At 43.5% G+C, this 14,618-nt stretch carries 8 protein-coding genes; 6 read left to right on the forward strand and 2 right to left on the reverse strand.

Annotated features, from left to right (window positions below):
- The first annotated feature begins 61 nt into the window (after window positions 1–61).
- The 6 genes from CBM24_RS10095 (at window position 62) to CBM24_RS10120 (ending at window position 12,478) form a co-directional block, all read left to right on the forward strand.
- Window positions 62–2,926 (forward strand): TIM-barrel domain-containing protein, encoded by a 2,865-nt coding sequence (locus CBM24_RS10095; protein ID WP_232475748.1) that lies wholly within the window; start codon window positions 62–64, stop codon window positions 2,924–2,926.
- 27 nt (window positions 2,927–2,953) lie between these two features.
- Entirely contained in the window at window positions 2,954–6,091 is a 3,138-nt protein-coding gene (locus CBM24_RS10100) for a SusC/RagA family TonB-linked outer membrane protein (RefSeq protein ID WP_198386085.1), read from the forward strand.
- A gap of 12 nt (window positions 6,092–6,103) precedes the next feature.
- A complete protein-coding gene (locus tag CBM24_RS10105; RefSeq protein WP_088161110.1) occupies window positions 6,104–7,732 on the forward strand; it encodes a RagB/SusD family nutrient uptake outer membrane protein in 1,629 nt (542 codons plus the stop codon).
- A 49-nt stretch (window positions 7,733–7,781) separates the two neighbouring features.
- Window positions 7,782–8,717, forward strand: a complete 936-nt coding sequence (locus tag CBM24_RS10110; protein ID WP_088161111.1) for a hypothetical protein — start codon at window positions 7,782–7,784, stop codon at window positions 8,715–8,717.
- Window positions 8,718–8,721: 4 nt separating this feature from the next.
- Window positions 8,722–11,166, forward strand: a complete 2,445-nt coding sequence (locus CBM24_RS10115) for a glycoside hydrolase family 2 TIM barrel-domain containing protein (RefSeq protein WP_198386086.1) — start codon at window positions 8,722–8,724, stop codon at window positions 11,164–11,166.
- A 556-nt stretch (window positions 11,167–11,722) separates the two neighbouring features.
- Window positions 11,723–12,478, forward strand: coding sequence for a copper resistance protein NlpE (locus CBM24_RS10120; protein WP_145327425.1), 756 nt, complete (start codon window positions 11,723–11,725; stop codon window positions 12,476–12,478).
- Here CBM24_RS10120 and CBM24_RS28050 read toward each other — a convergent pair.
- The gene (locus tag CBM24_RS28050; RefSeq protein WP_088161113.1) at window positions 12,435–12,896 is read right to left on the reverse strand and encodes a type II CAAX prenyl endopeptidase Rce1 family protein; all 462 of its coding nucleotides are present in this window, start codon (window positions 12,894–12,896) and stop codon (window positions 12,435–12,437) included. The two genes, CBM24_RS10120 and CBM24_RS28050, sit on opposite strands and share 44 nt — an antisense overlap.
- A gap of 267 nt (window positions 12,897–13,163) precedes the next feature.
- Window positions 13,164–14,543, reverse strand: coding sequence for a tRNA uridine-5-carboxymethylaminomethyl(34) synthesis GTPase MnmE (mnmE, locus tag CBM24_RS10130; RefSeq protein ID WP_088161114.1), 1,380 nt, complete (start codon window positions 14,541–14,543; stop codon window positions 13,164–13,166).
- Between the last annotated feature and the right edge of the window lie 75 nt (window positions 14,544–14,618).

A 14,618-nucleotide genomic window follows, 5' to 3' on the forward strand; every position in this document is an offset into this window, starting at 1 on the left:
TTTCAATAGGAAAGGACGTGTAATAACCAAGGGAATATAATAACCAATAAATCTTATTTAAATGCGCAACTTAACGTACGCTTTAAGTGGTTTGATGCTCTTCGCAATCGTGCAGCAGGGATTTAGCCAAGCCAATAAAGCTCATTATGAAAAAATGCCTTCCGGTATTAAGGTCAGCTTCAAAAATTCGGAGACCTCCATTGATCAGGATATTTATTTGGATGTCGTAACCGACAAGATTGTGCGTGTCACAGCTGTTCCGGCTGGTGCAGTCTTACCGGGACAAACAAGCTTAGTGATCGTCGATTCACTGCGCCGGCAAGTAAAATCACTCGCGGTAAGCTCGACAGACTCGACGGTAAATGTACAAACGGCCAATATGCAGGCAGTTGTTTCCTTGATGAATGGTAACGTGGAATTTTTTGATCTTAAGGGGCAATCCATCCTTAAAGAAGCAAAGCGGAATTCAAGTTCTTTCTTAGCCAATAGTTATCAAGGTGATGCATTTTATCACATTAACCAAGACTTTATTGTCAATGCTGAAGAAGGGATCTACGGACTCGGCCAACATCAGAATGCGGTGATGAACTATAACCGTGGAAAACAGGTTTCGCTGCTGCAATATAATACAGAAATCGGAATCCCCTTTTTACTGTCCACCAATAACTATGGTATTTTATGGCACAATTACTCCATCACAAAAGCGGGCGACGTGAGACCGTTATTGCCCTTAAATGCTTTTAAACTACAGTCAAAAGAAGGTGAACCGGGCTGGCTCACAGCAACCTATGTAAATCGGAACAAGGGCGAAGAGGTTTATCTATCCCGACCGGAATCGATCATTGACTATGGCTACCTAACAGATCAGCACAAGTTTCCAAAAGGCGTAAATCTGGCCGAAAGCAAAGTCATCTATGCCGGAAGTTTCTCTTCGCCCTACACAGGCAAACATGTGCTGCATTTTAAATATTCGGGTTATATGAAAGTCTGGATTGATGGGGAGCTGGTCGCCGACCGCTGGCGGCAATCCTGGAATGCAGGTACCTTTGAGATTGAGAGAGACCTCCAGAAAGATAAGACCCACCAGATCCGCATGGAATGGATACCAGATGGAGGGGAGTCTTATTTTACCTTAAACTGGCAGAGTCCTATCCCGGAAGTGCGTAAAAACGTATTTTCCTTTAATTCGGAAGCTGGCGATGCCATAGATTATTACTTTGTTCAGGGCGCATCAATGGATGAGGTCATTGCAGGTTATCGCCACTTGTCCGGCAAGGCACCGATTATGCCGCTTTGGAGCTTCGGATTTTGGCAGAGCAGAGAACGCTACAAGACGCAAGCGGAAATTGAAGCGGTCGCAGCTGAATTTCGCAAACGTAAGATTCCAATCGACAATATTGTGCAGGATTGGTCTTACTGGGCTGAAAATGACTGGGGGAGCCAGAAATTTGATGTAAAGCGTTTCCCAGATCCTCAGGCCATGGTGAAGAAGCTGCATGATCAGCACTTTAAGATCATGATTTCGGCCTGGCCCAAAATCAATGAAGAGTCTTCCGTATACCAAGAATTTAAAGCCAACAAATGGATCTATCCACGAAATATTTATGATGGCAGAAAAGACTGGATCGGAAAGGGCTATACCTCGACATTTTATGATCCTTTCAACAAAGCGGCACGCGATGGGTTCTGGAAATTGTTGGACAGCAACCTGTTCAAAATTGGGATCGATGCTTGGTGGATGGATGCCAGCGAACCAGATATTCACTCCAATATTGATCTGGATGAGCGTAAATCGGTTTTTCAGCCGAGTATAGGGTCATCTGTTCGCTATTATAATGCGTTCCCTTTGCAAAATGCCAAGGGTATCTATGAGGGCCAGCGTGAAACAGATCCTAACAAACGGGTATTTATTCTGACGCGATCTTTTTTTGCAGGGCAGCAGCGCTATGCTGCGGCGGCCTGGAGCGGCGATATTGCTTCGAGATGGCATGACATGAAAGATCAGATTGCCGGGGGCATCAATTTCTCGATGTCCGGGACACCTTACTGGACCATGGATGCGGGTGGCTTTTTGGTTGAAAATAGGTTTCACAAACCTAATGCGGCAGACTTGGAGGAGTGGCGCGAGCTGAATAGCCGCTGGTACCAATACGGGGCATTCTTGCCTTTGTTCAGGGCGCATGGACAATATCCCTACCGTGAGCCGTATAATATCGCTCCTGTGGATCATCCGGCCTATAAAAGCATGACCTATGCGATCAATCTACGGTATAAATTACTGGCCTATAATTACAGTCTTGCCGCAAAGACTTTTTTTGAGGACTATTCGATGATACGTGGACTTGCCATGGATTTCCCGCAGGACAAAGATGGATTCGACAGCAACGACCAATACCTTTGGGGACCATCCTTGCTCATCAATCCAGTCACTGAAAAAGGAGCGACCTCACGCAAGATACACTTTCCAAAAGGAGCCAGCTGGTATGATCTATACAGTGGCAAGATGGTAGCAGGCGGGCAGGATCTGCTTATTGCAGCACCATACGAACGTATCCCTGTTTATGTCAGAGCCGGAGCAATAGTGCCCATTGGACCTGTCATGCAGTATACGGCCGAGAAAAAGCCGGATGTGCTGGATATTTATATCTATGCCGGAGCAGACGGTCAGTTTTCACTCTATGAAGACGAAGGGAGCAATTATAATTATGAAAAAGGGAAATATAGCCGCATTGATTTCAGCTACGATAATTCTGAACAGATACTGTCTTTGGCCAGCCGTCAGGGAGATTTCGACGGCATGCTGACCAAAAGAAAGTTCAATATCATTTTTGTCAGCGACAGGAATGCCGTCGGACTGGATGTTTCATCAGCAAAATCTACAGTGGTAACCTATGCAGGTAAAGCCTTGCAGGTCAAATTAAAATAATAAAAACCAATTTATAAATCAAGACATATGATAAGCAAACAATTGTTGAGCAGGGGCATGGCCGTCGTTGTCATGACCAGCGTGACCTCTTTGGTCTGGGCACAATCCTTCACCGGATCGGTTGTTTCGGCTGATTCAGGATTGCCGATCGGGGGTGCGAGTATCAGCGTAAAGAATCAGAAGATTTCAACGAGCAGCGATGAATCGGGCAAGTTTTCTATTGCAGCCAGCACAGGGACTGTATTGACCATTACTTACGTAGGGTACAAAACGGAGGAAGTTAAAATTACTGGTCCCAATATGGTGATCCGCCTACAGCCGCAAGCTTCCGATCTCGAAGAGGTGGTAGTCATTGGCTACGGTGTACAAAAGAAAAAACTGAATACAGGAGCCAATTTGAAGGTGGAGGGTGAAGAACTGCAGAAACGCAATCAATTGAACCCGCTGCAGTCGCTTCAGGGACAAGCACCGGGTGTATCCATTACATCAACTTCCGGTCAGCCGGGAGCAGATATGAAGGTCGTCGTCCGGGGGTTGGGAACAATCGGTAATTCGGGCCCCTTGTACGTCATCGACGGCGTTCCGGGAGGGGATATTTCGGTCTTGAATGCGGCCGATATCCAATCTATCGACGTACTGAAAGACGCAGCTTCGGCCGCCATCTATGGTTCGCAGGCTGCCAATGGGGTTATCCTGGTCACGACTAAAATGGGCGCTGCGGGAAAAAATATGCTGTCGTTTGATGGCTATACGGGCATTCAGAACGTTTCGCGTAAAGCAAAATTGCTGGATGCAGATCAGTACAAGCTGATCATGAATGAGCAATCGCTGAATTCGGGGGCCGCGGTGATTGATTTTAACGGCATGGACGGTCTGGCCAATACCAATTGGATGGATTATATGTTCAAGGATAATGCAAAAATGGACAATTACAATGTTGCCCTGACTGGCGGCAATGAAAAATCCACCTACGCCTTATCGATGAATTATATTGGTCAGGAGGGGATTGTCGGTGGTAAAGACGTTTCCAACTATCAGCGTTATGGTTTCCGGACGAATTCGGAACATAAACTCTTCGATAACTTTGTGAAAATAGGTCAGCACCTCAACTTTAACTACATCAAAAATCGAGGCATCAGTGTAGGCAATCAGTACAGCAATACGCTGCGCGGTGCGTTTGCCACTTCGCCCTTGTCACCGGTGTATTCGGACAATGGCTTGTACGGAAGTCCTTTCAATGATACTTCCAATTCACCTTGGTACAATGGGGACAGCAATCCATATGGGGTGATGATGACCAATTCGAACAACGCCAATGATGGCCAAAAACTATTGGCCGATATCTTTGCGGAAATCGAACCGATCAAAGGCTTGAAGGTCCGCTCATTGCTGGGATTCAACTATTATGCTTCAGAATACAGAAGTTTTACGCCCTTATACCGCTTTTCCATCTACACCTACAACCAAGATCATACAACAACCTCGCAGAATATGAGCAAGGGTCATACGCTGACCTGGACAAATACAGCATCTTATGACTTTGATATCAATACGGATCATCGCTTTTCGGCCATGGTCGGTATGGAATCGCTACGTTACCAGGGAACTTACCTTTCGGGGTCCAACTGGAATCTGCTTTCGCAGTTCAATGATTTTGCACATGCTTACCTCGACAATACCACAGGCCAGGCACACCTGGATGAAAAAGGAAACGTCGTCGAAACGCGTACGGTGTCTGGAAAACCTGAGAACATCACCCGTAGGGTCTCGTACTTTGGACGGCTGGGCTACAATTATAAGGAAAAGTACCTGTTGAATGCTACATTGCGTGCAGATGGATCCTCTAAATTTTCGCGCAGTAACCGCTGGGGATATTTCCCTTCGGTATCGGCAGGCTGGGTAATTTCTTCGGAAGAGTTTTTTAAAGAACATTTAGCGGCTGTAAACTTCTTTAAACTCCGCGCTTCATGGGGGCAAGTGGGTAATCAGGATATCGCTGATTTTCAATATGCGGCACCCATCAGTACCTCAACAGGCATTACATCGTCCAACCCCGGCGCACATTATGTCTTTGGAACGAGCAACAATAATATTGCCGGGGCTTATCCGAGCCGCTTATCCAATCCGAATCTGACCTGGGAAACTTCCGAACAGACCAATATCGGATTTGATGCCAAATTTGCGAACAGCCGTCTGGATGTTGTTGCCGACTTTTATGTCAAAAAGACGAAAAACTGGCTGGTTACAGCGCCTGTTTTGGCGACAACCGGAACGTTGCCCCCTTTTATCAATGGCGGTGACGTGAAGAATACAGGGGTGGAACTGGGACTAAATTGGGCGGATAAGATCAATGAAGTCAAGTATCGCATTGGGGTAAATGGTGCCTATAACAAAAATAAGGTGGGACAGATACCAACAGAAGATGGTATTATCCACGGACAGACAGCCATGTTATACGATAACTCGGAAGAATTTTACCGCGCCGCAAACGGCCTGCCCATTGGCTACTTCTGGGGGTATAAAACAGACGGTCTATTCCAGAACCAAGCCGAGATCGACGCCTGGAAAACAGCCGGAAAAGGTATCCTTCAAGCGGATGTAAAACCGGGCGATGTGAAATATGTAGATCAGAATAACGATGGTATTATCAATGCCTCGGATAAGACAAATTTGGGCGTGGGCATGCCTAATTTTACCTATGGATTTAATATTGGACTGGATTATAAAGGATTTGATTTCTCGGTGAATGCCTATGGTTCCCTTGGAAACAAAATTGTACAGTCTTACCGCAATCATGCCAATAAACAAGCAAACTATACCACACGAATATTAGACCGATGGACCGGGGAAGGTACTTCCAGTACGATTCCCCGTGTTACGGAAACTAATGTCAATTGGCAGTTTTCAGACCTTTATATTCAGGATGGAGACTTTCTTCGGATCAGCAATGTGACCTTAGGTTATGATCTGTCGAAGCTGATCAAATGGAAGTATGCTAATCAGATCCGCTTCTACGTACAAGGTCAAAACCTGTTTACGTTCACCAAATATGATGGGATGGATCCCGAGATCGGCTATGGAACAGATGGTTGGGTATCGGGTATCGACCTCGGTTACTATCCAAGACCAAGGACTGTATTATTTGGCCTAAATGTTAAATTCTAAACACAAGAAATCATGAAAAAAACGAGCTATATCTATCATTCCATGTTATTTGGATCCTTAATCTTAGGATCATGTTCATCCAGTTTTTTGGATGTCGAACCGATGACAAGCGTTTTGGAAAGCAATTTTTATAAAACGGTAGCCGATGCCGACATGGCTCTGGTCGGCTGCTATGATGGTTATCAACGGACGACCTCCAATGGGAGCCAGTCTTTCTATCTGACAGCAGAGGTGGCTGCCGACAATTGTTTTGGCGGAACAGGTACAACAGACGGTCGCTCATTTCAGGCAATAGACCGTTTTGATATTGCGCAGTCCCAATCGGACAATAATATCTTTGATGGTACCTGGTCTGATTACTACGCGGGAATTTTTCGCTGCAATACCCTTTTGGAAAAATTGGACGGTACTGATTTTTCAGGCAACACAACAGCGCGGGCACGTATCGAAGGGGAAACGAAATTCCTGCGGGCCACCATGTACTTTGATCTCGTCCGTCTATTCGAAAACATCCCTTTGCTAACGAGCCCGACCAATGAGAATATTCCACAGTCGGACCCCAAAGCGATTTATCAACTGATTGTTTCAGACCTTAAATTTGCGGCTGCCAATATCCCCGCAACAGCTTACCCCAAGTCAGCTGCGGCAACCAATGATGGTCGGGCAACTCCATTTGCTGCTAAAGCGCTACTGGCCCGTGTTTATCTATTTTATGCAGGCTATTATGGCGGCGAAGATATCGGTGTCTCCAAGGCCGAAGCCCTGACGGGACTCGAAGAAGTTATCAGCAGTGGCCAGTTTGCGCTGGTGGCAGATTTCAAAAATCTGTGGCCGGCAGCGAGTTATATCCCCAATGCAAGCAATAATACGCTAGATATTTCCAAATATGCCGGTAAGGGAAATCCTGAGGTTGTATTTGCACAGAAATTCAACAATACATCGAACTACAACGGTTATGTTGATGGCAACCGCTGGGTCGTCTTTCTGGGCTTGCGCGGTAAAAATTGGTCGCCTTATGGCCAAGGATGGGGGGCATGTACGGTAAGCAAAAAGTTCTTCAATGAGTTTGACAACATGGATACACGCAAAACTGCCTCAATTATTGATATCGATGGCGAGAATATCACGGGATTTGACCTGAAAGACCAGCGTGAGTATACAGGTTACACCATAAAAAAATACGCCCCCACGGCATTGCCGGACGGCACCACTAATACCGGAGGGGATAAGGATATGCAACTGTCCCAAGACCAGGATTACTTTGTCATCCGCTATGCTGATGTCTTGCTTATGGCGGCAGAACTCGGTTCCGCAAACGCACAGAAATACTTTGACGAGGTAAGGAAAAGAGCTTACAAGGCCAATTTTGTGTCGCTAGCAGTTTCAAAAAACAATATTCTGAAGGAAAGAAAATTTGAATTTGCATTTGAAGGTATCCGCTATTGGGATGTATTGCGGCAGGGGCTGAATAATGCCGCCGCTACACTGGAAACAACCGAAGATGTGCTCAGTGGATCTGTGCCGGAGAAGGTCACTGTGACTAAAGAGCGTTTTTTGACCACGAAAGGATTTATGCAAATACCTAACAAGCAGATTACCTTATCCAATGGTGTACTGAAACAAAATGCTGGATGGAACTAAACACAGGTATACTAGGACTTACTATTGGTTGAATTATAACTAGACAAACATGAAAAAGATATTCACATATGCCATCTGCTTTTTTGCGGCGATGGTACTCTTTGGAGCCTGTTCTCCCGAGAATTATACACTGGGAGACATCGATGTCACTTCGGCGCAGTTGGAGAAGGGAAAGGCCTTTACCGTTGAACATGATGCCAGCAATCCCAATATTGTGTATTTAACCAGCTTGATGGATTCAAAATACACCCCATTGTGGGAACATCCACAAGGACGGAGTCAGGAGAAAAAGGTAACCCTGAAAATGCCTTTTCCCGGTGAGTACACCGTTAAATTTGGTGTCGAGACGCGTGGTGGTATTGTCTATGGCGAGCCTGTGACATTTAAAATCGATCAGATGTATGCAGAGTTTATCAGTGACGAGACCTGGAGCTTATTGACGGGCGGGGCAGGGGAAGAGAAAATCTGGTACCTCGATCTGGATGCTGAGGGTATTTCCCGCTACTTTAAAGGTCCAATGTATTTTTACGGCACCGGTGACTGGTGGGGAAGCATCAATAAAACAGCCGCGCCTTTAAATAGCGATAGCTGGAGCTGGGAACCCGATTGGAAAGGCAATAGCTGGCTTATGCCTGCCGGTGATTATGGAAGTATGACTTTTGATCTGAAAGGCGGTGCAAACATCAATGTGAATCATGCTATGCTGGGGAAAGTCCAGAAGGGGACTTTTAATATCGATACCGAAAAGAAAACCATCCGTATGACCGGCGCTTCGCCTTTACATGGAAAGCCACAAGATGGGATCGTTGTCGACTGGGGCGATGTCCGTATTATGTCGCTGACCGAGAATACGATGCAACTGGCGGTATTGCGGGATCCTGTGCTTTCGAACGACGGAGCAGCTATGCTGACCTTTAATTTTATCAGCAAGGCCTACAAGGAGAGTTTGACCGAAAATGCCTCGGATACCAATAAGACTAAATAAGCCTATGTTGAAGCGACTATTTCACACAGGATATAGCCGAATGATGATCCTGCTCTTCCTGTTATTGGGGGCGACGGTCTCCTTAAGGGGACAGTCCAGAAGGGTTATTGATTTTAATGGGGGCTGGTGGTTTAAACTGGATAGCAGCCAGCAATATAGCCATGGACGAAAAGGAGAGGGCTGGCGAAAGCTCGATCTACCCCATGACTGGAGTATCGAAATGCCATTTAGAGAAAACAGCCCCGCAGGTAGCGGGGCTGCTTACCTCGATGGTGGCGTAGGATGGTATCAAAAAACGTTTAAGCTGGCTCAGGCTGAGCAAGGGCAACGGATATTTATTGCATTCGAAGGTGTGTACGAAAACAGTGAAGTCTGGATCAATGGGCATTTTTTAGGAAAAAGACCCAATGGTTATATCGGATTTGAATATGAGCTTTCCCCTTATTTATACTGGGATGGTAGAGACAACCTGCTTTCAGTAAAAGTAAACAATAAGAATCAGCCCAACTCGCGTTTCTATTCGGGGTCGGGGATCTATCGGGATGTCAAATTAATCAGCCGGAATCCAGTCAGCATAGGAACGAACAGTACCTTCATAAGAGCTGGGCAGCTCAGTGAGAAACGTGCTGTCGTGGATCTCTCTCTGGAAATTGAGCATAACCTTGAGGAATCAAAAAAGATTACGCTTCTGACAGAGGTTCTTTCGGCTCAAGGTGCTGTTGTCGCAAGCAAACGTACCACCTTGAGCGCTGTCAAAGCAGGTCTGCACTCCACCGCTCAGCAGATAGTCCTCGAAAATCCCGTCTTATGGGGTATTGAAAATCCCTATCAATATACTGCAAAAATTAAACTTATTGTTGATGGTCGGGTTTTAGATGAACAGCTTACGAAATTTGGCTTACGTAATTTTAGCTTCGATCAGCAACGGGGCTTTATACTGAATGGGAGGCAGCTTAAAATCCGGGGTGTCTGTTTACATAGTGATCTCGGCGCTTTGGGCATGGCATTCAATACGTCGGCAGCATTACGTCAGCTCCGCATCATGAAAGCAATGGGGGTCAATGGGATACGCACCTCACACAACCCTGCGGCTCCAGCGTTTTTGGACCTTTGCGACAGCTTGGGTTTTGTCGTGATGAGTGAAACTTTCGATGTCTGGAAAGGGCATAAAAACCCTTATGACTATCATTTATACTGGGACGAATGGTACAAGCGGGACTTTGTTGACCATGTCAAAAGGGATCGGAATCATCCGTCGCTGTTTATTTGGTGCCTGGGCAATGAAGCGCAGGAGCAATGGCATTCCAAAGCTGATGGTACAGCGATTCCGATCGCGCTGGCAGCAATCGTCGATAGTCTAGATGGCACACGTCCGACCACCATTGCTAATAATGAGCTTTCCAAAGCAAATCCGGTGCTGATGAGTTCGGCGGTAGATCTGATTGGCTACAACTATAACCATAAGAAATGGGCAAGCTTCCCACAGGATCACCCCGGAAAGAAGTTTATCGTAACGGAAAGCACTTCGGCGTTGGAAAGCCGCGGAACGTATGATTTGGTTCCTTATGATTCTAGCCGCATGTGGCCTGAACGATGGGATATTCCTTTTTCTGGCGGGAATGAAGACAGGAACATATCGGCTTACGACAATGTATTCACACCATGGGGTTCAAATCATCAGACAAGCTTGAGGTTGATGGAAAGGTATGACCATATTGCTGGGATGTATGTATGGACGGGATTTGATTATCTCGGCGAACCCACACCGTACGCCTGGCCGGCACGAAGTTCGTACTTTGGTATTGTGGATCTAGCCGGGTTTCCGAAAGATGTCTACTATCTGTATCAAAGCGTATGGACAGAAAAGCCGATCTTACATGTATTGCCTCATTGGAATTGGAAGCAAGGTGACCGGGTAGATATCGTCGTGTATTTTAATCAGGCTGACCGGGTGGAGCTTTATCTGAACGGTAAAAAGATAGGGGAGCAGTCCAGAGACCCAGACCGGTACGACCTTGTATTTAAGGCCGTTGAATTTGAACCAGGGGAGATTGAAGTAATATCGTTTCAAGGTGGCAAGAAACTGCTAAGTAAAACGATCCGTACGGCAGCAAAAGCGCATCGTATACAATTGTCTTCAGAAAACCTGACTTTCAATTCGGCAAACAAAGAACTTTCCTTTGTGCATGCCTATATCGTGGACGAATTTGGTACGATCGTTCCTGATGCAGACGATAAAATCGAATTTGAGGTGAAGGGAGGCGGTGCAAAAATTGTGGCGACAGACAATGGCAATACGACGGATCTGACAAGCTTCCAATCAGCTTCTCGCAATGCTTTTCATGGTAAAGCCTTGGCGATTGTCACGAGCAAAAACAAAGGTGAAATACGGGTAAGGGCAAAAGGTGAAGGACTAATTTCGGGGGTTATTCAGCTTGAAGCCAACTAGCTATTGCCCCCGTTCTGCGCCGGATCTGTATGTTTTTTGTTCACTAATAAGAGCAAGGTTTTACCATGGTAGGACCTTGTCTTTTTGTTGTATCGTGCTATCGGCAATTTGTTAAAGATGTTGTTTCTCCATTATTACCGATAAAAGACTGTGGTAAGTACAATATATCCTAAAAAGGAAATAATTTGATAAATGTTCGTGAAGATATTTATATTTGATCAGAAGCCATTATTAGCAAATGATACCTGTATCGCTGACACAACAAGAAAACTTACAAGGTATTATTAAGTATTTTATCATAGGATCTTAATTAAAAATAGCATGAAAGAAAAAGAATTAAGCGAACTATCGGACCAAGAATTATTAAAAAAACGGAAAGATTTGCTGATCTTCAAAAGGTTCTCTGTAATATTAACCGTATTGTGCCTTCCGGTTGTGGTTTATAGTATTGTGAAAAAATAACTTTTCCTGTTTAAGAAGAACAAAGAGTAAATTAGGTGAACATTTTGTGATATATTTGTATTCTATCCCTAACAAAGCAAAGGAAAAATGGATTATGATCAAAGTATTGTTGTCAGCACTTCTTTATTTTTCACTAGTATTCTCCGTATTTGCTCAAAAAGCTTCTAAACCGATCTTCGGTACGTATGGGGAATATTCGACCCGTCTGACTCTAAATCTAGACAGCACATTTGAGCTTATTGAAGCAGATCCTATTTTCCCTTATACATTTGAATCCTATACGAATAGAGGAGATTGGGAAGTAAAGGGAGATACAGTAATTTTAAATCCACACCTGGAAAAAAGATTACCCAGGGTATCGGTACGGGAAAAGTCAGTCCAAAAAGATAACGATTCTATTTCAGTAACGATCAACTATTATTTGGAAACTTATGAGAAAAACGAGATGAGCAGTAGAACTCCGTTTTACTTCGAATTACTTTCCATATATATTAACAAAAAGAAAAATTATCGAAATATTGTCCATGTTCCGCAATATAGACATTGCATGTTTTCTTCCAGACTAAGAAAACAAATCGTTATTGATTCAACGAAAACATTTAATTTTCCGAGACAGGACGTTTACAAGTTAGGTGTATATTCGTACGGCTTTGAAAAAGCTATCGAAATTAAAGTCAATAATACCCAGGCCAACCATTACGAGATCACTGTTATACAACCCGTGGACAAAGAGCGGATGCCTAGGAGCAAGAAGGTTATTATCAAAAGGAGGCAAGCCTACTACTATGAATGGAATGGAAAGATCTCTAGTGGAATTTTCTCTTTGTCTCCTTTGGAGCGTTTAAATTAGTCTGTAAGAATAAATGTAAGTAACCAGTAAGGTTGTCAAAATCACTCCCGTGCTTTAATTTATCCATTTTAGGTACATAAAAACCACTAAATGCATTATTGTAATTGAATCTATAACTAGAGAAGTTATTTAAAGTATATTTGACCGATAAAAGGAAGTTATATAGTATATGCAGTAAGCAACTGTAAATAAATCCATATGGAGCTCTAGCATATTCTAGGATCCAACCCCTTGAAAAATAGAAAGCCAATAAAAATGGGATTAATAATAGGTTTTCAAAAGTCATATTGTAGCGCTTATAGTGAAGTATTGCAAAGATTATCGCAGACAAAATGAATATTCTACGTTGATTATATGTCCAAAATTTATTTAATGCATCCTGATTTTTAGAGTATGCGATACCGTAATAAAAATTAATATCGAAAAAAGTGAATCTTCAATAGTTGTTTTTTATAATCATAGCACTACGGCAAGTCCAGTCCATGTAGCTGTGAGAAATTCTAATGGACAGTATAGCTGGAAAGTAGGTGGGTTTAATTTTGAAGAAAACCAGGACTATTCAGTTTTATTTGAGCGGTAATACATTTTAAAGATAAACATTAATAATAAAAAAAATCACTTAAAATGTTTATTTTAAGTGATTTATAATCAATGATGGTTATTGTTTATTATCGTTAATTAAGATTTACTTTCCGATGCAAAACTTGGAAAAGATATTATCCAATAAATCGTCTGTAGAAACACTTCCGGTGATTTCACCAAGATGATATAAGGCTTGGCGTATATCCATCGCTAGGAAATCAGAAGTGACAGGATTGTCAATCCCATATATTACGCGTTCCAGTGAATCTGCTGTTTTTTGTAGCGCTTCTACGTGACGGATGTTGGTGACCATGACATCGTCGGTATTTAAATTTCCTAAATGTACACGATTGATCAATTCGTCTTTCAGTTCCTCGACACCGATTTGTTCTTTCGCTGAAATGTAAAGCGGATTAAGGACATTGTAAACCTCTTTTTGCGCCTCAGAAAGCAAATCTGATTTATTGATAATGGTGACAAATGGAATTTGTAGGCGCTCGATTTCAGGTAATTGCGCTTGTACTTCCTCGACTTTGTCCTGTGTAGGGTCAAATAGGTAAATGATCAATCTCGCCTGTTTCATCTTTTCACGGCTACGCTCAACACCTTTTGCTTCAATAACATCTGCCGTCTCACGTATACCTGCTGTGTCAATAAATCGGAACGTGACGCCATGAATATTAATTTCATCTTCAATGGTATCGCGCGTTGTTCCTGCAATATCTGAAACAATGGCACGTTCTTCGTTTAAAAAAGCGTTCAATAGGGTTGATTTTCCTACATTAGGTTTCCCGGCAATAACAACAGGAACACCATTTTTTAGGACGTTACCCTGTTCAAAAGACTGCACTAATTTTTGAACAATAACCTGTATTTTATTGATTAGATTTTTTAGCTGATCTCTGTTGGCAAATTCCACATCTTCTTCCGAAAAATCAAGCTCTAATTCAATCAGTGAAGCAAAGTGAATGAGATCTTCACGAAGGGATTTAAGCTGATTGGAAAAGCCGCCACGCATCTGCTGCATCGCCACTTGATGTGAGGCTGCAGAATTAGATGCAATTAAATCGGCAACTGCTTCTGCTTGGGATAAATCCATTCCGCCATTGAGAAATGCACGTAGGGTAAATTCTCCCGGACGGGCGGCACGTGCTCCTTTTTTGATGAGTAAATTTACAACGCGCTCGATAATATATTTGGAGTTATGCGTTGATATTTCCACCGAATTTTCTCTCGTATAGGAGTTCGGAGCTACAAATAAGGAGACCAATACTTCGTCAATGATCTCTTCGCCATCGCGTATGGTTCCAAAATGGATGGTATGTGATGCTTGTTGAAGTAGGTTCTTTCCTTTAAATATTTCGTTCGTAATTTTTATGGCATTTTGGCCCGAAACGCGTATGACAGCAATAGCGCCATTTGTTCCGGAAGATGTCGCTAATGCAACAATGGTATCTTCAGTGATATATCCCGTATTTGACATGGTACAAAGATACGTTAAATTGAAGTAATGGATTCTATATATTGCAGCACAAATTAAATTCATCTTGATCGATTA

This window comes from Sphingobacterium sp. G1-14, assembly GCF_002196555.1.
GTDB classification, from domain to species: domain Bacteria; phylum Bacteroidota; class Bacteroidia; order Sphingobacteriales; family Sphingobacteriaceae; genus Sphingobacterium; species Sphingobacterium siyangense.